Below are 25821 nucleotides of genomic sequence, written 5' to 3'. Positions count from 1 at the left end.
GACACAGTTGTTGTCAAAAGAAAATAAAGTATTAGACTGAGATGCTTCATTAAGCTAACTGGCAGGAAAGTTTAAATATTCAATATACGGTATTATTTTAATTATATCGATAGTAGTACTTTTTATATGCATCGGATACATTCAGTTCCAAAGGATGGTTCAAAACAGTCAAACAAAATCATGAAGGTATAAGCCGCTGTAATGCGGCTTATACCTTATTTTGATGGAATTCACGATCAAGCTTAATTTTGGCCCTCGGGTACATCATAAGATAATCGATTTACGGGTCGGATTAACAACTTTATCAAGGTGATTTTCCATTACAAGAGGGAGGGATATTGTATCGGTCATAGGCCGGTGGAATAGTCGAAGAGGTAGGCCAGAAGTTTCAAAAGTGAAACAGGGGTTATCCCTTTCAATATTGTATCTGACTTCATACGAGCTAATATTTAACTACTGGCTACTCAGAAAATTGCAAGTTAATATTTCCGTTATTTGTATAAGCAGATAATTTTTTTGAACCATTCTCTTTATTGGCAGGCAAATTGCTATCTCCTTTCTTTACCTTGCTTAAGATCGCGAAATCATCATATGACCCTAGAATTGAACCGCTAATATTTCCGTTTTTTGTTTCAAGGGTTATAGCCGCCCCTGCATTCAATTTGTCCAATTGGATATTTCCGTTATTTATGTTTACTTCCACTGTCCCCAAAAACGCGATTGTTGGTAATACAATACTTTCATTTGATGTTTTTAAAGTCAAATTTTTTAAAGTTGCGTCAGGTATCCATACCTGAATAGTTCTGGTTACTTGCGAGCCTTTTCCTCCGATATAGTCGTTCCATTCCTTATTACTGTCACTTACCATTGATAGTTCTTTATCATCAGATAGATCAATCTTGTAAAAATCTTTCTCACTTTCATAGTAAACAATATGAATTTGTTCATCTTTAGATTGGAGGATAGTTATTTTTTTGTCCTTTACATCAATTGTTAAGGTATCAATCTTTTGGGCAGGGATGATGTAATTTTTTTCCTCCATGGAAGTGGAGTGGGAGGAGCATCCTGCCAATGATATCAATAGTGTCACCAATATGCCTATAGTAGTTAGTAATTTTTTTGCAGTACTTTTCATTATAAAATGCTCCTTTGTTAAATCATTTTTCTTTTTAATATAGCCAGTCCTACGAATACCAATCCTAAGCTGCTCTGCAAAAAAAATTGCGATATGCAACTAAGCATTAGAGTTGAACATAATGATCTTGAAAAAGTCTACCCAAATATGTTGCAAGAGTTGGATCGGATCATTTTTGTATTTCGTTGCGTTTATCAGTCGCATATGTTTTAATCATCATAAACTTTTGTGTTACAAAAAGGTCAAGAGGGTAAATATGAACAACTATTTTACAATTAAGCAAGCAGCAGAAATCGTAGAGATGACCAGTGAGACCTTGCGGCACTATGATCGTATTGGATTAGTCAAGCCATGCCATAAAGATGAATTGTCGGGATATCGATACTATTCCGAGCAGGAGCTCGTAAAGCTGCAAACCATTGAACTGCTCAAAGCAATGGATCTTACTTTAATGGATATTAAAGATATATTGCAGCAGAATGATCTCACTAAAGTAATTGATTTTCTAAAACAGGCAGAAAAAAGAGCAGACGATAAAATTGCTCGTCTGCAGTATGCAAAATCGAAAATTAAACGTGCCTATCTACATTATGAAAATAAGTTCCACAACGATTATAGTCAAAGTGAAAATTACTTTGTCAGACACATAGAGGAAAGGGTAATTATGTTTTCGAATAAAATGGAAAGCCCCACACTTAAGAATTTATGGGACTATCACAGACATTTCTATCAACAAATTGAGACTTCTCTGCATTCACAATTTCTGTTTGAAGATATGGCGGGAATGTTTACGACTGAAGGAATAACACGGTTATTTGCTGTTTGCTTGAAATATCCGTCTTTAGAGGGGTTAACTGTGCTACCAGAAGGGGACTATCTGTGTGCAAACTGTACCGAAGAGAATAAGAATGCTGTATTACAAAATTTACTTGAAAGGGCAAAGACGGAATACGATGTGTGTCCAGATTTTGTTCTTCATAACATTATTGTGACTGGAATATTGCAGTGGGATTATCAGATACAACTGTTCATTAAGAAAAGCACATGTTAGATTAAAAGTCGCTAATTTAGCGGCTTTTTTTTGATTAAGCAATCACGTTTCTTGCCCCAGGCTGAGGACAAGAACGTTATACTTCGCCGATTAGCTAAATATTTAACTATTGTTCAATGTTATCTATTTAGCTAACTGGCAGATTAACACTATATGCCTCTTAGGATTTGTATGCTTAAGTGAAAAAAGTATTATCATGAATTCTCTAATGTGAATAAATACAAATTCCACTTCAGTTAATCCATTTTCTATACATATTTTTAATAGTATATTGAGGTAAATAAAGTGATTATTCACTTTGATAAATCCGAAATTTCTTTGTTGGTATTATTTTATGGCTTCGTAAGGATTGCAAAACCATCGAAATATGGGAGTTTAAAACAGATGCTGTGCCGTAGTTAGTTTTATGAAAGGAAGGTATAGGGGTGAGTATTTATTACGCTTCAAGCAAAGAGGATATCACTAAGGATGCACTCCAAGAGTTATTTCTTTCGGTAGAATGGGAGTCTGGCAAGTATCCAAACGAGCTTTTACAAGCAATCGGAGGGTCTCATTCAATTGTTACCGCTTGGGAAGGAGGAAAGCTTGTCGGTTTAATAAATGCTTTGTCAGATGGTGTTTTAACGGTATATTTTCATTATATGCTTATTAATCCGAGTTATCAGAGTATAGGTATAGGAAAGGAAATGATGAATATAATGCTTGATAGATATAAAGGGTGTAAAACCAAAGTATTAATTTCTTATCCGCATGCAGTGGATTTCTATAATAAATTTGGCTTTAATACAGAGGATGGAGCTACACCAATGTTTATCTCAGAGTTGATATGATTAAACTAACGGGTCACGATAATTGAACAATAACAGCGGCAGTCTAATACTTATTTTTTATGAATCTGACGATTTCAGCCACGTGGGTAAAAGAGTCCTCCATGCGTCCGATTATCACTCGCTTGATACCGTTCGTATTCCCTCTGATATCTATGGTACAAAATTTGAGTTATCACTCAAGCCTTGTTCAAGCTGCTGTGTGTCAGTTTCAATGTCCGGCTGCGGTGGTCGTAATGCATCTCTATCCCCAGTGATCTGCTTAGCGGGCCTAACGGAACCATCAATTTTCCATTCCTCAACTGCGGCTGAGTCCCGATAAGAGGGACCTTTCTGGAATTCACAGTCAACTCCATCAGCGGCTCAGTATGCTTCAGCTGTTCTATGGATAAAGCCGCGGTGAGGGTTTCGTCCCCTTCGTTAATCCGCGGTGCGTTCAGATTCGTTCTGGAGCTTAAACCCTCCCGGGTATTGAATTTCAATTTGATTCCGAGCGAATCGCTTGCATCCAGCAGCTTTTCATTATAGGAACCGTAGGGAAAAGCAATAGCTGAATCCGTATTGCCTAGCTCTTCCTTTAGCCTGCGTTCCGCCAGAGCCAGGTCCCCGGTTACCCTTCTGTAGTATTCTTCATTTAGCTCATTGCGGTTCTCATCATCAATGTACAGCAAGGCACTCGCCGACGGACGGGTACCTCCTTCTGCATCGACAATGCCATAATAATGCAGATTGTACGTATGATTATAGAAGCCCATTCCGGCACGTTTCATCTCCCTCATCTGCTCCCAGGTCAGTTTTGGTACCTTCCGCCCATCCGGGTTATCAACATCAGAAACAATGATGAAGTTAATTGCGGTGTAACCATGCTTTTGCAGAATAGGAAACGCCAGCTTATAAAAGCTCTCATAACCATCATCAAAAGTCAGCAGAACTGCATTATCGGGAACCGGAGCATTCTCCAGCATAAACTGCCGGTATTGCTCCATCGTAATGACCTGAAAGCCCTCCTGCTTCAGCAGCCGCATTTGTTCATCAAACTGTTCTGCGGATAATACACCGGGATAAAGCGATAACGATTCTTCTGTGAGATGATGGTACATGAGTACCGCCACCTGATCTTTGTAGTAAATGCCCTCGGGAAGTGGAGTCTGCTTCTCCCAGCCGATACGGGCATTAAGAACCTGCTCAGCTACGTCTTTAGCAAGCATAAATTCATGATCCGGATTCAGAACATAGGCATCTGTTGTGATCTTGTATCCGTCAACACTGGTGATTCCAGCTTAGACATAGTTTTATACGTAAGAAGAGCAGACAAGCAGACCATTAGCGATAAAATTACGAGGATATAATATTTTTTTAGTTTTAGTTTGTTTAGTTTCAATGTTTAAGTCTCCCTACATCCTGATTGCATTAATATATATATAACGCTTCAGACACCCAAAAATGTGACAGGGATTCTTGGACAGTTTTTCAGCCGATCAGAGTTGCCCTTTTTATAGAAGTAAAGGGCAGGATAACTCAGTAATTTCGCGAATATTCAAAAGATGGAATTATCACAAAGTTCCCGAATAAGACGTTATAAGAAATCGGCGAGAAACTATAAGGAGCAGAAAACATGAAATGCCCTCATTGTGACAACGAATTAAGTGAACTTCCTTTATGTTACGGAAGTGAAGCACCATATTACTTTTACACTGTACCAGAAGAGAAGAGAACAGAATTAATTAGAGATTTTTGTGTAATTGATGAACAGCATTTCTTTATTAGAGGCCATATTGAAATACCAATAATTGATAGCAAAGAGAAATTTATATGGAGTGTTTGGGTTTCTCTTAGTGAAGAAAACTTTCTGAAGTCTAATGAATTATTGCACGTAGAAGGAAGGGAGACGGAAGAACCTTATTTTGGTTGGTTATCGACTGAACTTTCAATATATCCAATAACTACATTATCGTTAAAGACAATGGTACATACACAAGAGGTTGGTGCTGTTCCGTTAATAGAATTAGAACAAACGAATCATCCACTTGCAGTTGAACAAAGAGAAGGAATTACAATGGGGAGAGTTAAAGAAATTGCACATTTAATAAATCATAGTCAGTAAGAGAAGAATTTGAATGTATAGTCGAAGAAGCTGCCGGCAGATTACTAAATCATATCTACGCCGCTCTCCTTGGTCTGCTAAGTCTAAGACTTTATTTTCTGCTGACAATGATACGGTTAGTCCCGATGATGTGAATAATCATCGGGACTTTTTTATCCAAAAGGCAAACTTTCGGATGGGATATTCTTGAAACAGGCTAAGCTAACTGAACTTTTCTTTCATAAGTTGTCGCCCGTGAAACACTCAGCGTCACCCCGTACTCCTATAAGGGAGTTAACGGGTGGCGTTTTTTCATGCCCAATTCTACAGATGTAGTATCAACAAGGCGTGCCCTAAATTATTACACCTATAAAGATCACGGGTTAAATTGCAATCAATTTCAGTTAATGGAAAGTTAGCTTTACATACACATTCCAATGTGTTATTCTTACGGAAAGTTAACTTTCCATAATTGCTTCAGGGGGTAAGATATTGAAAAACAGGCTTGAAGAGATTAGAAAAGAAAAAGGTATTAAACAAGAAGAACTAGCGGATAAATTGGAAGTATCTAGGCAAACGATTGGTTCACTTGAAAATGGCCGGTATAATCCATCCATCATTCTTGCATTTAAAATTGCGCGATTTTTTGAAATGAGTATTGAAGATATTTTCATTTACGAGGAGGAGCTGGGTAATGAAAACGGCAAGTAAATGGGTGCTCTTAACAATTGCAGGTGCTATTATGGTTTATATGGGTGGATTTATTTTAATCGACGAGAAGCTAAAAGGAATTTCCGGTTTGCTCATTGGTGTGGGTTCAGTCCTTGCAGTGCTTGGAGTAGGAAATATGGTGTATTCGTTATGGCTTAATAAGCCTCAGAACAAAGTAAAAAATGATGAGAAAGTTAGAATGAGTAAAATTGAGGCTAATGATGAACGGAAAATAAGAATAAGAGAAAAAGCCGGTTGGAAAACTAATATTGTTAACTTTTACATCCTAATGGCTCTAACTGTTGTATTTAGTTTAATGGGAGTAGATCAAACTGTAGTCACTGTGTTATGTGGTGTTTTTATTTTTCAAATCTCCTTAGGAATCTTCCTGTTTAATTATTATGCTAAGAGAATGTAGTTGATATGACGTAACATCAAATAGACTATTCGAAAATATTTTTTTAGGAGAGAATGACATGGAAGTATTTGCAGAATATTTAGCGCAGATTGATAACCCGCAACATCGGGAAAGAATGGAAGAAGTTTTGGCTTGGGTAGCTGGAAAATTTACTGATTTAAAGCCAAAAGTTGCGTGGAATCAGCCTATGTTTACCGATCACGAGACTTTTATTATTGGCTTCAGTGTATCCAAACATCATTTGGCGGTTGCCCCTGAAATTGCAGGAATTAATCGTTTTTCTGATGAAATTGTGCAGGCAGGTTATGATCATACCAAGCAGTTATTACGCATCCGATGGGAAAGTCCAGTTGATTTCTCATTACTTGAAAAAATGATCGAGTTTAATATTTTGGATAAGGCAGACTGTTCAACTTTTTGGCGGAAATAAAACGTATTATTTAGCGTTCAATTCATTTTAAGCAAATTTATATGTGGAAGCACCGGAGGACAAGTCACTTTAATACGTGATTTGTCTTTTTTATTTAAATTCTCAGCGTGAAATATTCAATATTTTGGAAGGTGGATGGAATGTTGAAAGCGAATTTATACACGTTAGTTCAACCTGATGAATGCTGAAAAATGGAAGTGAGACAAATGGCTACTGTAGGCGAGAGCCAATTCAGATTGGAGGATGAAAATGCTACTAAACGATGATCAACTATTAGAGCTATTAAGAGGTCAGGGTGTTCCTGAGATTCTTGAGATTAAAAGAACAAAACAAGAAATACGCAATCGAGCAGCACTCAATAAAATAGAAGTGTATACGAAAGACAATAAGGTTTTGTCGTTATTAGAGAAAATCACAAAGTCAGATCATATTCCATATGAAAATATGATTTATAATCATTACTATACCAAGGATGTATCTATTCCGAGAGTCTTTTTTAATAAATATGATACAGTCGGACAAGAGGGGATATTGTTGATGGAAGATCTGACCCCGACACATACCAATTTAGCTGACTGGGAAGTACCTATTGATTCTGATAAATTAGCAAACATTATTGATGTGATCGTACAGTTTCATTCTGCTTCTTGGGGGACAAGCGAGTTAGCTCATCCCGAGCATTTGAAAAGTACAGAGCATTATTTAAAGCATATTTCGTATTTGGAGAGAGATTATCTAGCTTTTAGAAAGCACCAGACTTATAACCTTGGGGAAGAACAGTTTAGTATTTACGAGAAGAGTTTACTTAGCTTGCGTGAAAATGCCCAGAAACATATTAGTCGTATATCCAGATATCAAAATACCACATGCATTCATGGTGATCTAAATGTTGGCAATTTATTATATCCGATGTTTAGCAGTTCAAGGCCGTGCATCATTGATCTTGAAGCTGTGAAGGTGGGGCTTTGTACGGAGGATCTCGTTATGTTATTTATCCACGATTTGTTTCATGGCAGTGCCGAGACTACACGTATTTTTGATCTGTATTTTCATTCAATTAACAATAAAATCAGGAGCGCATACACGTACACACAATTTGTGGAGGACGTTAGATTATCGATTATGGAAGGACTCTTTTTTCCAATAAAGTTATTTGTTCATGAAGGAATTAAGGATGAGGAGCTTATATGGAAGTCGATAAACGCCTATAAGAATCTCGTCTGAAAGGAAGTGGCCCTCGTTGTTTTTTCTTCAGATGTCTGGATACCCCGGATCAGGAAAGTCTTCATTAGCCAGAGTAATAGCGCAGCATACTTCTGCTGTTATTCTTGATCACGACATTGTAAAGTCTTCTCTTATGGAATCACTTGGAGCAAACACTGGGTTCAAGGAAGTTGGAAGAATTTCGTATGACATTGAATGGGCCTTGATAGATTTTCACTTATCTCAAGGTCATAATGTTATACTCGATAGCCCTTGTTTATACTCTGAGATGATAGAGAGAGGATTGAATCTGACCCAGAAATATAATGCGGAATATAAATATGTAGAATGTTTATTAAATGACTATGACGAGCTCAATAATAGACTGCGAAATAGAAAAAGAATGATTAGCCAGATTGAAAGAGTGCCTTCTGAAGAGACATTACTTAAAATTATTGAAAATGCTAAAAAGCCCTCTAATGTCAGAATACATATTGTTAATACAAAGGAACCGATTGAATCCTATATTAAAAGTGTCATTGAATACTTAAATGCTTAGCGTAAATTTTGAGGAGGGGAACAGATGGATTTTGAAAAAGCAGCCCATTTCATTTGGACACATGGCAGATTATTAGAAAGAAGGGTTTTTGAATATATTTTCCACGGTGGATCAATAAGCAATGTTGTGACTTCTCTAATAGCCTACCAGAACGAAGATGGTGGGTTTGGAAATGCAATAGAGCCAGATTTACGGGCACCCGGTAGTCAGCCACTTTTCATGGAATTTGCACTACGTTTCTTATATGACTGTAACATAAAAGACGAAGAACTCTCTCAAAAAGCATGTGATTATATTTCAAAGCATGCTGACTTAAAAAAAGGGATTCCAACAATATTTCCTTCATCATCGAACTATCCAAGAGCAGAACATTGGAATAACCCTCTTTCTCCAGAGCCATCATTTAGCAGACTTACTGGTCTTGTCGGGCTTCTTAAATGGCAAGGGATAGAACATTCCTGGCTTGATAAAGCGACAGAAATTTGTTTGGAAGATATTCACTCACAAGCCTATGATGATGCGCATACAATTTTAACTGCATTTTATTTATTGGAAAGCTTACCTCAATCGGATTTTATCAAAGGATTATTTCAAAAATTATCTAAGGAGCTTATTACTGCCAACTTTTTTTGCTTGGATGCCGCATCCCACAGTTATGGACTCTCTCCTCTAGAATTTTCGCCATCACCAACTTCTTACTGTAGCAGCATATTTTCTGATGAAACCATTCTTGATCATTTAAAAGTATTAGAATACCAACAGGAGGATGATGGAGGATGGCAGATAAAATGGGAGCCTCCCGGTGAAACAGCGAGGTTGGAATGGAGAGCCTATAAGACGCTAAAGAGTTTGATGATACTAAATTCATACAATAAGATTAATCTATAAATTGAGCGCGGAGATAATAAACAATGCAAGGAGAGAACCTATGAAAAAATTAAGGAGAATCATAATTCCGTTATTCTTAATCTTTTTATTGGGATGTAGTGATGAGGAAATTAGCGATAATTCAAAAAAAGAATATAGCAAAGCTGAACAATTTATTACCGATATGGGCTATCTGATCATTAGTAATGAAGGAATTGTTTCTGAATATTTATTAGATAAAAAACTGCTGACGGAAATGCCATACATACAATATTGGAGTGTTCAAAGTGTTGATCCAATCGATTATATAGGTAAGGAAATAACTACAAGTAAGTTAATCGTTAAAAACCACCCCTTAGATAACGAGAAGGATAATACAAAAAAACAAACCCTGATTTTTCTGCTAGAAGCAGACGATGAAGTGATAGGAGGCTATAGTTTTCCTGATTTCGATGAATTACATATGGGCTGGGTTTACACCATTGATGGAAAAACACTCGAAGAATTGACCGGAGAAGCATTTCCGAATTGGTCAAAAGAATGGAATTTAAGATATAAATAATGGCTGGGGAGTATTTATAAAGGAGCAGATATGAAAAAACTAATCCTAGTGCTTGTAGCTGTGGTTATTATTTCGAATGCGATATGGAGTTATTTATATTTCAATAAAGAGTTCGAAACAAATTTAAACACTGGTGTTCAAGTATATACGCTTAAGGGCACAGGGGATACATGGGATGTTTTAGATTACAAAATAATAATTTCATCTAGCAAAATTTTACGGGGACATGGGAAGTTAGTGTTCAAGGGAGACCCAAGCGCTTTAGTGAATAGTAGCTATTATAAGTATGAAGTCAATGAAAAAAACACTAATAATAAGGATGAAACAGTTCTTGTAAATGAAGCTAGGTCAACGGATGGACCCGTTTCAATATTAAGTAACACTGATATCGGGTCTATAACAGGTCCGTATTCGTATGACGAATTAAATAAAAATAGACAAAATTATGAAAACACCACTTTATCTATTACATGGAATGATAATGAAGGGGAGATTCATTCCGAAACAATAAGTTTAGATATTGAGAGTGAAATTTCTCTTAAGGATGATCTTTAAGGGTGATAAGTCCAAGAGACTAAGATTGAATCTCTACGGACTGAAGGAAGATCGTCTACGCCCCAAAAGCCTGCCGGTATTTCACAGGAGACATGCCTTCAAACCTTCTGAACACTTTAATAAAATAGCTGGATTGGGCAAAACCGGACTGAGTCGCAACCTGAGCAATGGAGAGTCCTGTGGAAACCAGTAAAAGCTTGGCTTTAGCCAGCCGACAATCGGTTAAATAACGGTTTGGAGTTTTGCCCATAACCACCCGGAACAGCCTTAGAAAATGATAGCTGCTGTACCCGGTCAATCTTGCCATCGATTCCAGAGACCAAGGGCTGGCACATTCGACATGAATGATATCTGCAGCACTCCGGATGGACTGTCTAACCTCGTGCGGTACTGAGCCGTGAAGCGGCTCGGAGTTCTGCAGCAATTTAACTAGAAGCTCATACAGCAGAGCAGATAGTCTTGGCTCGCTACGGGTCACGTAGGAAGCGCTCAGTAGGTACATTTCCTCGAATAGCTCGTCCAGCTTAGCATCCAAATCAAAAGTGAACAGGTATGCACGGGACTGGTCCACTTCCTCTAATAAGGGGAGGACGATTTCAATATTAAAATGAACCCATCGGACATCCCAAGGCTCGCCTGGGTCAGAGCCGTATTGCTGATAAGCCCCTTTTGGGTACAGAAAACCTCGTCCTCTACTCATCGGAATACGTTCGCCCTCATGGAATACATAACCCTCCCCACCAAAGATCAAATGCAGGTTATAACTCCCCAGAAACCCTTCGCTTCTTCTCTCTGTATGTTGTGGAAAGTGAGTGTAATGTCCCAAAAATTCAGGATAACAGACATATTTTGAAAAAGCCGGTGTCGGCAAATACCATTGTTTCTTCATGTTTGGCAGCACCCATTTCTGTAGCGCAACAGAGCGCAAGTTGGATTAAGGCAATAAACGCAAGATTGTTATATGATAGCAATATTTTGTTATATAAGACCTCTTATCATTGATACTACAATAGAATTATAAAATATTGAAAGCATATTTTTAATACTTTGGAGGTAATGATGAAGAAACCTGTCGCAACTGAAAAATTCGAGCTTGGCGTTTGTTATTATCCGGAGCACTGGCCAGAAAACATGTGGGAGGACGATTATCGCCGGATGCGTGAACTCGGCTTTACGATCATTCGGATGGGGGAGTTTGCTTGGTCTATTTTTGAACCCACAGAAGGGGAGTTTCAGTTCGGGCTCTTTGATCGGGCGATTGATCTAGCACATAAATATGGTCTTCAGGTTGTACTTGGTACTCCGACGGCAACGCCTCCAGCTTGGTTGACTGATAAATATCCAGAAGTATTAAATGTAACCTACGAAGGTGTTACACTTCAGCATGGCATGCGCCGCCATTATAATTACAGCAGTCCTAAATACCGGGAACTGTGTGCACGTATTGCAGAACAAATGGCTGAACATTACGGCAATCATCCGGGTGTAGTTGGCTGGCAAATTGATAATGAGCTCAACTGTGAGATCAGTGAATTTTATTCGGAGAGTGACCATAAGGCCTTCCGGGAATGGCTACAGCAGAAATATGTTACGCTTGAGCATTTGAACGAGGCATGGGGAGCTGTTTTTTGGAATCAAAGCTATAGTGACTGGTCTCAGGTCTATCTTCCACGTCCGACTCCAGTACCGAAGCAACCCAATCCTCATCAGGCATTGGATGAAAAACGGTTTATTTCGGACAATACAATTTCTTTTGCCAAAAACCAAGCGGATATCATTCGTAAACTTGCCCCTAAGCAATGGGTAACCACGAACGGTCTGTTCGGTCATCTCGATAGCCATGAAATGACGGATGAACTGCTGGATTTCTTCAGCTATGATTCCTATCCTCAGTTCTCTACTATTTTTTATGACCCGAATGAGCGGAATCCGCTGAATGATAGAGGCTGGGGACTGTCGTTATCTGTTGTTCGTTCGATATCCCCGAATTTCTGCATTATGGAGCAGCAGTCGGGCCCGGGTGGCTGGGTGAACCGGATGGATATGCCTTCTCCAAAGCCCGGGCAGATGCGGTTATGGACTTATCAGTCGATCGCTCATGGGGCAGATATGGTGTTATATTTCCGCTGGCGGACAGCTACGATGGGCAATGAAATTTATTGGCATGGAATCAATGACTATCATAATCAGCCTAACCGGAGAGTGCGGGAAGCGGGGCAGATCGGTCAGGAGCTGGCAGCAGCAGGTCAAGCGTTTATCGGTACTCATAATCAGGCTAACGTTGCTATTGTTCGTGATTATGACAATGAGTGGGATGGAGAATACGATGTTTGGCATGGCCCGTTTATGTGGAAGAGCAATAAGGAGTGGTACAAGGCTCTTCAGCGGAAGCATATCCCGAATGACGTGCTCTATCTGCGCAAAAAAACAACGCTGGAGGAGCTTGCAAGGTACGACGTGCTTATCTATCCTCACCCAGCGATTATGACAGATGAGACAGCGTCTCTGCTGGATGAATATGTTCAACAAGGCGGCAAACTGATCTTCGGCTGTAGAACTGGCTATAAGGATGAGCGCGGTCAATGTTATATGCGTCCTTTCCCAGGTACTGCTAAGGATCAATGCGGGATCACAGTTGAAGAATTCACAATGGTTAAGGGCAGTCGTCAGCCAACAACAATTAGCTGGTCGGGCGCGACCGAAGTCGTTACAGGAGCAGATGACTTTAATGATATTCTCAAAATAGAGGAAGCTTCGGTTGAAGTGATGGCGGTTTACGCCTCTGATTATTATGCGGGAAAACCGGCGGTAACTAGAAATCGTCGCGGCAAGGGTGAGGTTTGGTATTACGGAGCCGTATTTAACGAACAGGCAGCGGCTGAGATCATAAATTTAATGGATCTACAATCGCCAGCAAATTGGCTGAAGCTCCCAGAAGAGGTAGAGCTGCAAGTCCGTACCGGAGCTTCTTCCAGTTATGCTTTTTTGCTTAATTATAGTGAGACTCCTGTCACGATCCATCTTCATGAGACCAAAACAGATTTACTGAGCGGCACAACATTGTCGGGCGAGGTGCTTCTGGAAGGATTTGGGGTATTGGTGTTATACTAACGTACACATTGATCTCACATTTGAGTGGATTTGGATAATTCTCTCTTTTCGGTTATACTTTGAAGTAGCAATTATATAGTTACGGGAGCTTGGTGGGACCAGGCTGAGAGGATAGTTATAACTATCGACCGTCAAACCTGATCTGGATAATGCCAGCGGAGGAAATGGAGCTCTATTTCTATTTGTCTACTCTAAGGCCTCATCTTATACAGATGTGGCCTTTTCTATGTGTGGGGAGTAGACCGTCTCCGCTTGATCAAATCACCTTATAGGAGGAATTGAGATGACAAGCGAATTGAACAACGATCCAATCAATTTATCAGCTTTTCCAGCAAGTCAAAAAGTGTATGTAAAGGGTTCACGGCCTGATATTCAGGTGCCTATGCGGGAGATCTCACTTAGTCCAACTGCGGGCATAGACGGCGAAGAGGAGAATGCCCCAATTCATGTCTATGACACAAGTGGGGCTTACACGGATGCTAATATTCATACTGATATTCGTCAGGGGTTAGAGCCCAATCGTCTAAGCTGGATTGAGGAACGAGGGGATGTGGAAGCGTACGAAGGAAGAACCGTGAAGCCTGAAGATAACGGGAATGCAACGGGAAAAGCTGTGGCGGAAGTGTTTCCAGCGCTCCATAGAAAACCTTTGCGAGCGAAAAAGGGGCATAATGTCTCTCAAATGCATTATGCACGCAAAGGGATTATTACTTCGGAAATGGAATACGTTGCGATTCGTGAGAATGTGACACCGGAATTTGTAAGAGATGAAGTAGCCCGCGGTCGCGCCATCATTCCAGCGAATATCAATCATCCAGAGAGTGAACCAATGATTATTGGGCGTAATTTTTTGGTAAAGATCAATGCCAATATTGGAAACTCCGCAGTATCCTCATCCATAGAGGAAGAGGTGGAGAAAATGAGATGGGCTACCCGCTGGGGTGCAGACAATATAATGGATCTCTCCACAGGTAAAAACATCCATACGACACGCGAGTGGATCATCCGTAATTCTCCTGTTCCTATTGGAACGGTGCCTATTTATCAAGCTTTGGAAAAAGTGAATGGGAAAGCGGAAGATTTAACGTGGGAAGTATACCGTGATACGCTCATTGAGCAAGCGGAGCAAGGGGTGGATTATTTTACCATTCATGCGGGAGTTCTGCTTCGTTATATCCCGTTGACGGCACAACGTATGACAGGTATTGTTTCAAGAGGTGGCTCCATTATGGCGGCATGGTGTCTTGCGCATCATCAAGAGAACTTTTTATATACACATTTTGAAGAGATATGTGAAATCATGAAGCTGTACGATGTTTCTTTTTCCCTAGGCGATGGATTACGTCCGGGTTCGATTGCTGATGCGAATGATGAAGCACAATTTGCCGAGTTAGAGACGTTAGGTGAATTAACAGCTATGGCTTGGAGTCATGATGTACAGGTGATGGTAGAGGGTCCAGGACATGTGCCGATGCACTTGATTAAAGAGAATATGGATAAGCAACTTGAAACTTGCAACGAAGCCCCTTTTTATACGTTAGGTCCACTGACTACAGATATTGCGCCGGGGTATGATCATATTACCTCTGCTATAGGTGCAGCGATGATTGGTTGGTTCGGTACAGCAATGTTATGTTACGTAACTCCGAAGGAGCATCTTGGCCTGCCTAATAAGGAAGATGTACGTGTAGGGGTCATTACTTATAAAATAGCGGCACATGCCGCAGATTTGGCGAAAGGGCATAAAGGAGCACAAGACCGGGATAACGCTCTTTCGAAAGCCCGTTTTGAATTTCGTTGGCGTGATCAATTTCATTTATCGTTAGATCCTGAGCGAGCGCTCGAATATCATGATGAGACATTGCCTGCGGAAGGCGCTAAAACAGCTCATTTCTGTTCCATGTGCGGGCCGAAATTTTGCAGTATGAAGATCTCTCATAATATCCGTAATTCGACGAGAATTGAATCAGGAATGCAAGAGAAGGCAGAAGAGTTTCTCCAAGGCGGGAGCCTCATTTATAGATAACTTTTTCTGCTAAAAAGAAATATCTAAAAGAAGTCGTCATTGGCGGCTTCTTCTTTTATACTTTGAATAGATAGGAGTTGATGAAATGGAAGCGATTCGTTCAGAGGAAGCCATTTTAGAGGATTTAAGTAATAGTTTCTATCATTTTTTTGGATTGAAAGTCCTTCATGCTACCCCAATAAAACGTGGCTGGTTAAATCTTAAATGGAAAATCACAACGGATTCAGGGCAATTTCTACTTAAACAATACAACAAAAAAAGATATAAATTGTATAACCCAGAAGAGCTGAACTTTGCCTTTTCTCAACAGAAAAGATTGTATCTACAGGGGCTCCCATGTCCCGGATTGTTGGCTTATAACAATAATGTTTTACTGGAATCAGATCAGGGAGAAACGTTTATGGCAATGGAATATTGTGAAGGCCGTGTCATAGAGCCGGGTAAGATTAATATCCATCAAATGTTTGATTTGGGTCGTGCCACAGGTAAAATGCATCGTTTATTAAATGATGGGACCATTAGTTTGAAAAGAACCCCACAATTTATTCCACAAAGCCCTGAGGAACGTTTAGAACATTGGAATGTACTCCTACAACAATCAAAGGAAATGGGTAAAACCTCACTCATCACTGACCTAGAGATACAACTAAGAGCGACTGAAGAAATAGATCCGGAAATATTCGAAGGACTTGAAGCTGGATGGGCACATCGTGATTTATGGGTTGATAATCTTTTATTTCAAGATAGCCAATTGTCTGCAATTCTAGATTTTGATCGGTTCAAATATGATTATCCGCAGCTAGATGTGGCGCGAGCAGTGATGTCATGTGCTTTAGATGAAGATTTAGATGGAGCACTAGCTTCAGCATTTATTGACGGATATCGTGAGGAACGAACGGTGGAGCAGGGGGATTTAACAAAATCATTGCAGTTGTTGTGGTATATGGAAAGCCCGTGGTGGATTAATGCCGCGATGGACAAACATAGTGTACCTCCAAAACGTTTTGCAAAAGAAATGAATTGGCTGGCTAAGAACCTGAACAATTTACCTGCTATCTTAGGGAACTTATAGTGAAAACGATTGAATTATAGCCTAAAAGATGCATTGACCAGCCAAAGTTTGGCGCCTATAATCTTAACAAGGAAAATCCACCACATATAGAGCTATTTGTAAACGCATTCAATGAGCTTTTTCCTTATTTATCATGGAAGGAGGAGATCAAAACTATCAAGTATTTCTTTTTTTCTCATTTTTGCAAACGTTTGCACACCACGATAGCGCTTAAAATCGTAAGCTGCACTTAAAATTATGAGGAGGTTATTTACTTGGTATCCAAACAATCCAGGCGTTATATTTCGTGGTTAATTATTTTTTCGCTCATTTTTAGTTTATTTGGTTTATCGGGTGGAGCATCGGCCAGCAATACGGATCATACAGTCACCTATACCAATCCTACAGCGACAGCTGTGACCTTACATTGGACTACGAATAACTGGGCTAATACTACGGACACGGTGATGACCAAAAATGGAACCACGTTCACCGCCAACCTCAATGTTCAGGAAGGTGCCACCCTAATTTATTGTTATCACATCACGGCTCCAACGGATAGTTGGGACAATAACGGCGGGAAGAACTGGACGGTGGTTATTCCGGTTGCCGGGAAATACGAAGCAGAGAGTGCATCCCTGTCTGGTGGTGCAAAAGTAAATACGAATCACATCGGATATTCGGGCACCGGTTTTGTTGATGGATACACAACTACAGGAGCAACTGCCACTTTTAACGTCCAGGCTTCCGCAGAAGGGTCCTATAATGCCACGCTTCACTATGCTAATGCATCCGGCAGTGCTAAAAAGGTGTCCATTTATGTCAATGGAATAAAGGTTACACAGACAACATTAGCCAACCTGACCAACTGGGATACATGGGCAGACCAAACAGAAACACTCTCCTTACAGGCAGGAAATAACACGCTTGCTTATAAATATGACTCAGATGATAGCGGGAATATTAATATCGACTATGTGACCCTTTCGGCCGGAGCTACACCAACACCAACGATAACTCCTACCCCAACAGTGACACCAACACCTACGGTAACTCCTACACCAACAGTGACACCAACACCTACGGTAACTCCTACACCAACAGTGACACCAACACCTACGGTAACTCCTACACCAACAGTGACGCCAACACCTACCATAACACCCACACCAACGCCAACACCTACCGTAACTCCTACACCAACGCCAACAGTGACGCCAACACCTACACCTACTTCAGCGGGGCTAACCGTTCACTTTAAGAAACCAGCAAGCTGGAATGCAGCGATCCGCATCCATTACTGGAATCTGAATCCGGCAACCGTTCCGACTAGTGGAGCATGGCCGGGAATACTGATGAAATCGGACGGAAACGATTGGTATAGCTATACTGTTCCGAATGCTACAGGTGCAAGCCTGATCTTTAATGACGGCAATGGCAAACAAACGGGCGACTTATCTCGCAGCGTAAAAGAGGGCTGGTATAACTCAGATAACGTATGGTATGACGCCAATCCAGACGTTCCTAAGGTTCCGGTGATATCCGTCTCTCCTGTGCCCAAAACCTATGATTCTGCCCAAACGGTGACCCTATCCAGTACAAATAGCGGCGATAAAATTTATTATACGACCGACGGATCAACACCTACGACAACCTCAACGTTGTATACGACTCCAATCCAAGTACCTTCTTCTTTGACTATCAAAGCATTCGGCGTTAACTCTATAGGGCAAGCGGGTAATGTAGGCTCTTTTGCTTATGTGATTGATCTGAATGCCGATTTGCAAGCTCCGATTATCACTGCGAATCTGCCTGTTGGGAATTCGAGCTCAGCGGTTTCCGTATCTTTTAATATAAAAGACAACAAGGCGGCAACAACCACAGCATATTACACAGATAATGGTACGGAACCAACAACGAGTTCAAAAGTCTATATTTCAGGCAATGCACTAACATCTCTTGCGGGACCGTCTATCTTGATTAACAAGACGACAACCTTAAAATTCCTTGTGATCGATGGTGCCGGAAATGAAACCAAACAGAGTTTTGTTTATAACATTGGTAATAAGGGCGATTTTCGTGAAGATACGATTTATTTTGTAATCACTTCCCGGTTCTATGACGGTGATTCCAGTAACAACGAGCATGCATGGGAGGATGCCAAGGCAGGAAATCCGGACTCTGATCCAGCTTGGAGAGGGGATTTCAAAGGACTGATTCAAAAGCTCGATTACATTAAAGCCTTAGGATTCAGTGCCATCTGGATTACACCTGTGGTGCAGAATGCCAGCGGTTATGATTATCATGGGTACCATGCAATAAATTTTGCGAAAATAGATCCAAGATATGAATCCGCAGGGGCATCTTATCAGGATTTGATCAATGCAGCACACGCGAGAGGGATAAAGGTTATTCAAGATATTGTCGTCAATCATACCGGTAATTTTGGAGAAGAAAATCTGTTCCCGATGTTCAAAAAAGATCCGGCGGCGGCGGACACCGTGAGTAACATGCTCAAAATTACGGATAAGCTGCCAGCTAACTATGATTCCATGACCCCTGATCAGCAATATCAGGCAAGACTTGCCTTAATGAAGACTGCGGAGACTAACAATAACATTTACCATACGGAAAAAAGTCTTTCTTGGGAGTCTTACACCGTCCAGACAGGACAGATTGCGGGAGACTGTGTAGACTTAAACACAGAAAATCCTCTAGTGAATCAGTATCTAATCGACAGCTATAATCAATATATTGATATGGGTGTGGATGCTTTTCGGGTCGATACTGTAAAGCATGTAAGCCGGTATATTTTTAACAAATATTTTGTGCCGGCATGGAAAACAAGAGGAGGCTCAGACTTCTTTGTCTTTGGGGAAGTGGCTACTCGGTACAGAGATGTCTGGAACAGTGGAATTCCGGCGATATCAACACCGTTTTATACTTGGAAAAGCTCAAAATCCTATCCAGGTGATGGTCAAAATGATTACGCTTCCAACAAGCTATCGGTGGAACAAGAGTGGGCAGATAACTCTACTACAGCAGGACAGCCTACCTCGAACAATGCATTTTTAACAGGAAATACTTATCATACGCCTGACTATTCGATGAAATCGGGTATGGATGTCATTGATTTTCCAATGCACTGGGCCTTCAAGACTGCTCAGGAAGCATTCAGTATGAGAAGCGGTGATCAATTCTATAATGATGCTACCTGGAATGTAACTTATATTGACTCTCATGACTATGCACCTGACCAGGCACCAGAAAATCAAAGATTTGCCGGCACACAGGACACTTGGGCTGAGAATCTCGCTCTGATGTTCACCTTCCGAGGAATACCTGCGATCTATTATGGTTCTGAAATTGAGTTTAAAAAAGGATCAGTCATAGATGTAGGTCCAAATGCACCGTTAAGTACAACAGGCCGTGCTTACTTTGGCGATCATATTGAGGGTAGTGTTACTGTTCAAGATTACGGTAAATATACCAATGCTACTGGCACACTTGCAGACTCGTTAAATTATCCTCTGGCGAAACATATCAGACAACTTAATTTAATCAGAAGAGCTGTTCCTGCTTTGCAAAAAGGCCAATATTCTACAGAAAATGTATCAGGTGATTTGGCATTTAAAAGAAGATACACTGATAGTAGCAAAGGAATCGATAGCTTTGCTTTGGTTACGATCTCAGGAAATGCAACATTCACCGGAATTCCTAACGGAACTTATGTGGATGCGGTCACTGGTGATACGAAAACCGTTACCAACGGTGTGATCACAATCAACTGCTCCGGGAAAGGAAATGCGCGTGTATATGTATTGAACGGTAGTGGTGGAATCGGAGAGTCAGGAACCTATCTGAAGTAGACCCTTGTATCCATTTCATAGTTAAAAAGAAGCAACATCAGCTCGGATTCCGCAACTGGTGTTGCTTCAATTTCATATATGTGGAGAGATATTATGCATACTATAGACGTCGATTTAGTAGCAAGATTAATAAATGAACAATTTCCTAAATGGTCCGATTTAGAGATCAGGTCTGTGAAATTCAGTGGGCATGATAATCGGACTTTTCATTTAGGTGAACAGATGAGTGTGCGATTACCAAGTGCAGCCGCTTATGTTCCCCAAGTGGAGAAAGAACAACTATGGTTACCTTTTTTAAGGAAAGGACTTACGTTACCTATTTCAACACCATTAGCGAAAGGGACACCTAACAAAGAATATCCCTGGCCTTGGTCTATTAATAAGTGGCTAGAGGGAGAGACTTTATCCCATGAGAACATTAATGATCTCAATCAATTTGCGAGAGACTTGGGGAGCTTTTTAAGTGAATTACAGTCTATTGATGCTAGTGGGGGACCTTTAGCAGGAGAGCATAATTTTTATAGAGGTGGGTCCTTAGCTGTATATGATGAGGAATCTAGAAATGCGATTGAGCATAATAAAGATATTTTTAATGAAGGTCTATTGAAAAAGATCTGGGAACTGGCATTAGACTCTGAATGGGAGTCAGAACCAGTTTGGGTTCATGGTGATGTCGCACCTGGAAATATATTAGTCAAAGACGGACAGCTTTGTGCAGTCATTGATTTTGGCATATTAGGGGTGGGTGATCCTGCTTGTGATGCTGCAATGGCGTGGACTTTTTTTGATGAGGCTAGTAGAAGGATCTTTAAAAAGGTATTAAACATGGATGCACAAACGTGGAATAGAGCAAGAGGGTGGGCTTTATGGAAAGCACTGATCACCTATAATGGAAATCGATATTCTAATCCAACAGTAGCGGAAGAATCCTTGAATATTATCAATCTAATAGTAGAAGACATCGAATTGTAGAAATTGAACTACATAAAACATGTAAACTAAACCATAATAGTCAATAAGCACGAATGAGCATCAGTCAGATGATAAAGTGTTGTATTTAAATCCGAAAGAAAGGAATTTGTATGAACATTTAGCGACTGACAACGATTATCATATTAGAATTATTATAAATAACTTGACAGGCCTTAATTTGGTTAATTATAATAATTATAAATAGTATCCACTCTATTCATAAATTAAACCCAAAGGAGATTAAACAATATGTCATTAATCGGAACAGAAGTACTACCATTCAAAGCAAGCGCATTTCAAGATGGGAAATTTATCGATGTTACAGAAGAAAACTTCAAAGGTAAATGGAGTGTAGTTTGCTTTTACCCAGCTGACTTCACATTCGTATGCCCAACTGAACTAGAAGATTTGCAGAACCAATATGAAACCCTCAAACAACTAGGTGTTGAAGTATATTCCGTTTCTACTGACACACACTTTACACATAAAGCATGGCATGAAAGCTCCGCAGCAATTGGCAAGGTGAAATACATTATGATCGGCGATCCTTCCCATGTGGTTTCCCGCAACTTTGATGTATTGATCGAAGCTGACGGTCTTGCTGATCGTGGTACATTCATCATTGACCCAGACGGTGTTATTCAAACTGTTGAGATTAATGCTGGTGGTATCGGCCGTGATGCTAGCGCTCTTGTTAACAAAATTAAAGCAGCGCAATATGTACGCAATCATCCAGGTGAAGTTTGCCCAGCGAAATGGTCGGAAGGTGCAGAAACTCTTAAACCAAGTCTCGATCTTGTAGGTAAGATTTAAGGAGCGAAAGCTAAATGAAACTAGATCAAGAAATAAAAGCTCAACTAGCGCAATACCTAGAACTCTTGGAAGGCGATGTAGTACTGAAACTCAGTGCAGGCGCTGACGAGGCATCACAAGAGATGACTGAACTAGTTGATGAAATTGCCAAAATGTCAGCTAGGATTACGGTGGAAAGAACCGAACTATCTAGAACCCCAAGCTTTAGTGTAAATCGTGTGGGTGAAGATACGGGCGTAACCTTTGCCGGAACTCCGCTTGGACACGAATTTACCTCATTAGTATTGGCTCTGTTGCAGGTTAGCGGAAGAGCTCCTAAGGTTGAGCAAAGTGTAATTGATCAGATCAAAGGCATTAGTGGCGAATATAAGTTTGAAACTTATGTTAGCCTGAGCTGTCATAATTGCCCTGATGTTGTACAAGCACTGAATCTTATGAGTATCTTTAATCCGGGCATTACCCATACGATGATTGACGGTGGAGTATTCAAAGAAGAGGTAGAAAGCAAAGAAATTATGTCTGTTCCAAGCGTCTACCTTAATGGTGAATTTTTCGAAAGTGGTCGTATGACGGTTGAAGAAATTTTAGCTAAAATGGGCAGCAGTGTGGACGCATCAGAGTTTGACAATAAAGCTCCATATGATGTGCTTGTTGTCGGCAGCGGCCCAGCTGGTGCAAGTGCAGCCATTTACGCGGCACGTAAAGGTATTCGTACAGGTATTGTTGCTGAACGCTTTGGCGGACAGGTTAACGACACGCTTGGTATCGAGAACTTTATTAGTGTGAAGTACACTGAAGGTCCTCAACTCGTAGCTAAACTTGAAGAGCAGGTAAAAGAGTATGGCATTGATGTGATGAAATTGCAGCGTGTCAGACGTCTAGACAAAAATGACTTAATTGAAGTTGAACTCGAGAACGGCGCTGTTCTAAAGAGTAAGACGGTCATTCTGTCTACAGGTGCTCGCTGGCGGAATATGGGCGTGCCTGGTGAAGCTGAATTCAAGAACAAAGGTGTAGCCTACTGCCCACACTGTGATGGTCCTTTGTTTGCAGGCAAAGATGTTGCAGTTGTTGGCGGCGGTAACTCAGGTATTGAGGCAGCTATTGACCTTGCAGGTATAGTGAAGCATGTAACGGTTCTGGAATTTGCTCCAGAGCTCAAAGCTGATGCTGTGCTGCAAGATCGTCTTTATAGCCTTCCTAACGTTACTGTTCTTAAAAACGTGCAAACTAAAGAAATTACCGGAACTGATAAGGTAAATGGTATTTCTTATGTTGATCGTGCGACAGAAGAGACTCACCATGTTGAATTGCAGGGTGTATTTGTACAGATCGGTCTGGTTCCAAATACAGAATGGCTAGGTGACACAGTTGAACGTACTCGCGTAGGTGAGATTGTTGTAGATAGCCATGGTGCTACTAGCTTACCAGGAGTATTTGCTGCTGGTGACTGCACTAATAGTGCTTATAAACAAATCATTATCTCGATGGGATCCGGTGCAACTGCAGCGCTAGGAGCATTTGATTATCTGATCCGTAACTAATCGATATTATTAGTAACAGCAAGAGAACGAAAGCCCTCACTTTTCACAAAGTGGGGGCTTTTTTTATGTTATCCGTCTTTTGTGAGAGAGAAATGGGTGTTTGTAAACTTTTTTGGAGGATTTTATGAAGATTTTCGCGAATACATATCTAAAATATGAATTAAGCAAAATTAAATATTTAGATTAAATGCATGTATGTAAGGCATGATCTGCTTAGACTTGGTGCGCTATAAATAACGTTTTGCTGGAATGGAGACTATATTTCTGTGATTAACAACATTGAATCTTTAGACAAATTTATCTCACTTATACCTATTATAAAATTATCGATCCCGGCTGATTTATCAATAGCGATATGTGATTTGGAACGGTTCGTTGCTTATTTTCCTGGCGACACCATAAATTTAAACATTAACGAAGGACAATCTTTAAACAAAGAAGAGCCGCTTTACTTAGCGATACAAGAGAATCGTACCTTGAAGTCCGATGTTCCAGCCCACTTTTATGGATTTGAGTTTACAGGTACAGCAACACCTCTTCACGATCAAACGGGTCAAGTCATTGGCGGGATTGCAGTTCAGATTCGAAGACAAAGTGAATTAAAAGCCATTGTAGAACAAATCTCGGAATCATTATCCCAAGCCAATGAGCAAATTAATAATATTTCCTTTGGCGTAAGTTCACTTTCGGATCACTCTCAGGAACTACTCATTCAATCTCAGCAGGCTGGAAAAGATGTGGAGAATACAACAGAGGTCCTATCGATTATTAACAGGGTTGCTGATCAAACGAATTTACTTGGGCTGAATGCTGCAATAGAAGCAGCGCATGCAGGTGAGAAAGGTAGAAGTTTTGAAGTCGTAGCCAAGGAAATCCGGAAATTTTCAAGGGAAACCGTTGCCTCAACGCAAAACATAAATAAAACCATGTTACAGATCAAGGGAATTACGAATCAAATGGCTAATTCGATAGAGAAGATAGCAGCTATCGGCCAAGAACAGGCGGCGTCTGTTCAGCATACTTCTACATTTATTGAGGAAATAAAGATAATGTCCCAAAAACTTAACGAGTTTGCTAATAAATTATAAAAAGAGATTCAGTAGCAGTATTTTTGTCGCAATAAAAGAAAATTTTAAACGTATATTTAAAATGATGAATGGTATAGTAAGATAGTAATGAGTAATTAACATAGGAGGAATAAATTATGTCAACGCCGCACAATGCAGCACAAAATGGTGAAATCGCCAAAACAGTATTAATGCCAGGAGATCCTTTGAGAGCGAAGTATATTGCAGAAACCTATTTGGAGAACCCAACTCAATTTAATACGGTACGTAATATGTTTGGATATACAGGAACTTATAAAGGCAAAGAGGTTTCGGTAATGGGTTCGGGAATGGGAATGCCAAGTATCGGTATTTATTCTTATGAACTATACAAAAACTATGGTGTGGAAAACATCATTCGTATCGGTAGTGCTGGAGCATACACAGATAAATTGAATTTATTTGACGTGGTGTTGGCGGATAGCGCGTGGAGTGAATCTACATATGCCTATGTGCAAAGCGGTGTAGAAGGAGATATCCAGCTGCCAAGTAAAGAATTGAACGAAGTCATTGAAGCAGCGGCTACACGTATTAACAAGCCAGTTCTGACGGCGAGAATTCATTCCAGCGATGTATTCTATCATGAAGACAATGTGCCTGGAGTTAATGAATTTTACAATGAACATGGCTGTGTTTGTGTAGAAATGGAGAGTTATGCGTTGTTCCATAATGCGAAAGTGTTAGGTAAACAAGCTGCATGTATTCTTACCATTTCTGATTCGTTAGTTACTCATGCTGTAACCACGGCAGAAGAAAGACAAAATTCTTTCAACGGCATGATGGAAGTAGCTTTAGAAGCAGCGATTTCTATTTAATAAAAAAGATTAAGTAGCTTAAAAAGTTCTACGAGCAAAAGCTTGAGAGCCTATTAAATTCAGGATTAAGTCCTGATATTTAATAGGTTTTTTTCTCATTTGTAAGGTTGTGG

Annotated in this window: 23 protein-coding genes and 1 riboswitch; of the genes, 20 read left to right on the top strand and 3 right to left on the bottom strand. The window is 40.2% G+C overall.

The features are described 5' to 3' along the window. Nucleotides 1–460: 460 nt before the first annotated feature. Entirely contained in the window at nucleotides 461–1135 is a 675-nt protein-coding gene (locus NSQ66_RS26955) for a DUF4097 family beta strand repeat-containing protein (protein WP_036681346.1), read from the bottom strand. 256 nt (nucleotides 1136–1391) lie between these two features. On the opposite strand from NSQ66_RS26955, the gene NSQ66_RS26950 reads away from it, so the two are divergent. Together NSQ66_RS26950 and NSQ66_RS26945 are read left to right on the top strand one after the other, a co-directional pair. After that, nucleotides 1392–2186, top strand: coding sequence for a MerR family transcriptional regulator (locus NSQ66_RS26950; RefSeq protein ID WP_051491188.1), 795 nt, complete (start codon nucleotides 1392–1394; stop codon nucleotides 2184–2186). Nucleotides 2187–2611: 425 nt separating this feature from the next. Next, nucleotides 2612–3016, top strand: coding sequence for a GNAT family N-acetyltransferase (locus NSQ66_RS26945; protein ID WP_038573410.1), 405 nt, complete (start codon nucleotides 2612–2614; stop codon nucleotides 3014–3016). A gap of 176 nt (nucleotides 3017–3192) precedes the next feature. On the opposite strand, the gene NSQ66_RS26940 is transcribed toward NSQ66_RS26945, so the two are convergent. Then, nucleotides 3193–4221, bottom strand: coding sequence for a polysaccharide deacetylase family protein (locus tag NSQ66_RS26940; RefSeq protein ID WP_051491189.1), 1029 nt, complete (start codon nucleotides 4219–4221; stop codon nucleotides 3193–3195). 407 nt (nucleotides 4222–4628) lie between these two features. On the opposite strand from NSQ66_RS26940, the gene NSQ66_RS26935 reads away from it, so the two are divergent. The 9 genes from NSQ66_RS26935 to NSQ66_RS26895 all read left to right on the top strand — a co-directional run bounded on the left by NSQ66_RS26935 (nucleotide 4629) and on the right by NSQ66_RS26895 (nucleotide 10401). After that, nucleotides 4629–5117 (top strand): DUF2199 domain-containing protein, encoded by a 489-nt coding sequence (locus tag NSQ66_RS26935; protein ID WP_036681350.1) that lies wholly within the window; start codon nucleotides 4629–4631, stop codon nucleotides 5115–5117. A 471-nt stretch (nucleotides 5118–5588) separates the two neighbouring features. Then, entirely contained in the window at nucleotides 5589–5807 is a 219-nt protein-coding gene (locus NSQ66_RS26930; protein WP_036681352.1) for a helix-turn-helix transcriptional regulator, read from the top strand. Beyond that, nucleotides 5791–6225 (top strand): hypothetical protein, encoded by a 435-nt coding sequence (locus tag NSQ66_RS26925; protein WP_036681354.1) that lies wholly within the window; start codon nucleotides 5791–5793, stop codon nucleotides 6223–6225. The genes NSQ66_RS26930 and NSQ66_RS26925 overlap by 17 nt, the downstream gene beginning before the upstream one ends. Nucleotides 6226–6283: 58 nt before the next feature. After that, a complete protein-coding gene (locus NSQ66_RS26920) occupies nucleotides 6284–6655 on the top strand; it encodes an iron chaperone (RefSeq protein WP_036681355.1) in 372 nt (123 codons plus the stop codon). Nucleotides 6656–6904: 249 nt separating this feature from the next. Continuing rightward, a complete protein-coding gene (locus NSQ66_RS26915; RefSeq protein WP_076141926.1) occupies nucleotides 6905–7879 on the top strand; it encodes a phosphotransferase in 975 nt (324 codons plus the stop codon). Between the two features lie 16 nt (nucleotides 7880–7895). After that, nucleotides 7896–8417 (top strand): AAA family ATPase, encoded by a 522-nt coding sequence (locus NSQ66_RS26910; protein WP_076141927.1) that lies wholly within the window; start codon nucleotides 7896–7898, stop codon nucleotides 8415–8417. 24 nt (nucleotides 8418–8441) lie between these two features. Then, a complete protein-coding gene (locus NSQ66_RS26905) occupies nucleotides 8442–9305 on the top strand; it encodes a hypothetical protein (protein WP_076105564.1) in 864 nt (287 codons plus the stop codon). A 40-nt stretch (nucleotides 9306–9345) separates the two neighbouring features. After that, the gene (locus NSQ66_RS26900; RefSeq protein ID WP_076141928.1) at nucleotides 9346–9846 is read left to right on the top strand and encodes a hypothetical protein; all 501 of its coding nucleotides are present in this window, start codon (nucleotides 9346–9348) and stop codon (nucleotides 9844–9846) included. Nucleotides 9847–9876: 30 nt separating this feature from the next. Continuing rightward, on the top strand, nucleotides 9877–10401 hold the full coding sequence (locus NSQ66_RS26895) for a hypothetical protein (RefSeq protein ID WP_076141929.1): 525 nt from the start codon (nucleotides 9877–9879) through the stop codon (nucleotides 10399–10401). Nucleotides 10402–10456: 55 nt separating this feature from the next. On the opposite strand, the gene NSQ66_RS26890 is transcribed toward NSQ66_RS26895, so the two are convergent. After that, nucleotides 10457–11290 carry an AraC family transcriptional regulator gene (locus tag NSQ66_RS26890; RefSeq protein WP_052097339.1) on the bottom strand — a complete coding sequence of 278 codons (834 nt, stop codon included), beginning with the start codon at nucleotides 11288–11290 and terminating at the stop codon, nucleotides 10457–10459. 170 nt (nucleotides 11291–11460) lie between these two features. Here NSQ66_RS26890 and NSQ66_RS26885 point away from each other — a divergent pair, with 170 nt between their 5' ends. The 9 genes from NSQ66_RS26885 (at nucleotide 11461) to deoD (ending at nucleotide 25708) form a co-directional block, all read left to right on the top strand. Further along, nucleotides 11461–13512: a beta-galactosidase gene (locus NSQ66_RS26885; RefSeq protein ID WP_076105565.1), complete on the top strand. Its 2052-nt coding sequence runs from the start codon at nucleotides 11461–11463 to the stop codon at nucleotides 13510–13512. Between the two features lie 71 nt (nucleotides 13513–13583). Continuing rightward, nucleotides 13584–13693: riboswitch (TPP riboswitch) on the top strand. A gap of 102 nt (nucleotides 13694–13795) precedes the next feature. Continuing rightward, entirely contained in the window at nucleotides 13796–15538 is a 1743-nt protein-coding gene (thiC, locus tag NSQ66_RS26880) for a phosphomethylpyrimidine synthase ThiC (RefSeq protein ID WP_076141930.1), read from the top strand. An 85-nt stretch (nucleotides 15539–15623) separates the two neighbouring features. After that, nucleotides 15624–16610, top strand: a complete 987-nt coding sequence (locus NSQ66_RS26875) for a phosphotransferase (protein ID WP_076099896.1) — start codon at nucleotides 15624–15626, stop codon at nucleotides 16608–16610. Nucleotides 16611–16864: 254 nt separating this feature from the next. Continuing rightward, nucleotides 16865–20458: an alpha-amylase family glycosyl hydrolase gene (locus tag NSQ66_RS26870; RefSeq protein ID WP_143767992.1), complete on the top strand. Its 3594-nt coding sequence runs from the start codon at nucleotides 16865–16867 to the stop codon at nucleotides 20456–20458. A 93-nt stretch (nucleotides 20459–20551) separates the two neighbouring features. Then, complete coding sequence (locus NSQ66_RS26865; protein ID WP_076141931.1) at nucleotides 20552–21430, top strand: aminoglycoside phosphotransferase family protein; 879 nt, start codon at nucleotides 20552–20554, stop codon at nucleotides 21428–21430. Between the two features lie 249 nt (nucleotides 21431–21679). Further along, nucleotides 21680–22243 (top strand): alkyl hydroperoxide reductase subunit C, encoded by a 564-nt coding sequence (ahpC, locus tag NSQ66_RS26860; protein WP_036681373.1) that lies wholly within the window; start codon nucleotides 21680–21682, stop codon nucleotides 22241–22243. Nucleotides 22244–22257: 14 nt separating this feature from the next. Then, nucleotides 22258–23787, top strand: coding sequence for an alkyl hydroperoxide reductase subunit F (gene ahpF / locus NSQ66_RS26855; RefSeq protein ID WP_036681374.1), 1530 nt, complete (start codon nucleotides 22258–22260; stop codon nucleotides 23785–23787). Nucleotides 23788–24053: 266 nt separating this feature from the next. Continuing rightward, nucleotides 24054–24875: a methyl-accepting chemotaxis protein gene (locus NSQ66_RS26850; protein WP_038573397.1), complete on the top strand. Its 822-nt coding sequence runs from the start codon at nucleotides 24054–24056 to the stop codon at nucleotides 24873–24875. Between the two features lie 116 nt (nucleotides 24876–24991). Beyond that, on the top strand, nucleotides 24992–25708 hold the full coding sequence (gene deoD / locus NSQ66_RS26845; RefSeq protein WP_036681380.1) for a purine-nucleoside phosphorylase: 717 nt from the start codon (nucleotides 24992–24994) through the stop codon (nucleotides 25706–25708). The last annotated feature ends 113 nt before the right edge of the window (nucleotides 25709–25821 follow it).

Origin of the sequence: Paenibacillus sp. FSL H3-0329 (assembly GCF_037963285.1) — a bacterium.
Taxonomy (GTDB): domain Bacteria; phylum Bacillota; class Bacilli; order Paenibacillales; family Paenibacillaceae; genus Paenibacillus_AQ; species Paenibacillus_AQ odorifer.
The sequence above is the reverse complement of the archived record's forward strand: the minus strand, read 5'-3'. Positions and strand labels throughout refer to the sequence as shown.

Coding starts and splice junctions, on each gene's coding strand:
- NSQ66_RS26955 (WP_036681346.1), bottom strand. CDS start 1,135: ATGAAAAGTACTGCAAAAAAATTACTAACTACTATAGGCATATTGGTG.
- NSQ66_RS26950 (WP_051491188.1), top strand. CDS start 1,392: ATGAACAACTATTTTACAATTAAGCAAGCAGCAGAAATCGTAGAGATG.
- NSQ66_RS26940 (WP_051491189.1), bottom strand. CDS start 4,221: ATGCTTGCTAAAGACGTAGCTGAGCAGGTTCTTAATGCCCGTATCGGC.
- NSQ66_RS26935 (WP_036681350.1), top strand. CDS start 4,629: ATGAAATGCCCTCATTGTGACAACGAATTAAGTGAACTTCCTTTATGT.
- NSQ66_RS26925 (WP_036681354.1), top strand. CDS start 5,791: ATGAAAACGGCAAGTAAATGGGTGCTCTTAACAATTGCAGGTGCTATT.
- NSQ66_RS26920 (WP_036681355.1), top strand. CDS start 6,284: ATGGAAGTATTTGCAGAATATTTAGCGCAGATTGATAACCCGCAACAT.
- NSQ66_RS26915 (WP_076141926.1), top strand. CDS start 6,905: ATGCTACTAAACGATGATCAACTATTAGAGCTATTAAGAGGTCAGGGT.
- NSQ66_RS26905 (WP_076105564.1), top strand. CDS start 8,442: ATGGATTTTGAAAAAGCAGCCCATTTCATTTGGACACATGGCAGATTA.
- NSQ66_RS26900 (WP_076141928.1), top strand. CDS start 9,346: ATGAAAAAATTAAGGAGAATCATAATTCCGTTATTCTTAATCTTTTTA.
- NSQ66_RS26895 (WP_076141929.1), top strand. CDS start 9,877: ATGAAAAAACTAATCCTAGTGCTTGTAGCTGTGGTTATTATTTCGAAT.
- NSQ66_RS26890 (WP_052097339.1), bottom strand. CDS start 11,290: ATGAAGAAACAATGGTATTTGCCGACACCGGCTTTTTCAAAATATGTC.
- NSQ66_RS26885 (WP_076105565.1), top strand. CDS start 11,461: ATGAAGAAACCTGTCGCAACTGAAAAATTCGAGCTTGGCGTTTGTTAT.
- thiC (WP_076141930.1), top strand. CDS start 13,796: ATGACAAGCGAATTGAACAACGATCCAATCAATTTATCAGCTTTTCCA.
- NSQ66_RS26875 (WP_076099896.1), top strand. CDS start 15,624: ATGGAAGCGATTCGTTCAGAGGAAGCCATTTTAGAGGATTTAAGTAAT.
- NSQ66_RS26865 (WP_076141931.1), top strand. CDS start 20,552: ATGCATACTATAGACGTCGATTTAGTAGCAAGATTAATAAATGAACAA.
- ahpC (WP_036681373.1), top strand. CDS start 21,680: ATGTCATTAATCGGAACAGAAGTACTACCATTCAAAGCAAGCGCATTT.
- ahpF (WP_036681374.1), top strand. CDS start 22,258: ATGAAACTAGATCAAGAAATAAAAGCTCAACTAGCGCAATACCTAGAA.
- deoD (WP_036681380.1), top strand. CDS start 24,992: ATGTCAACGCCGCACAATGCAGCACAAAATGGTGAAATCGCCAAAACA.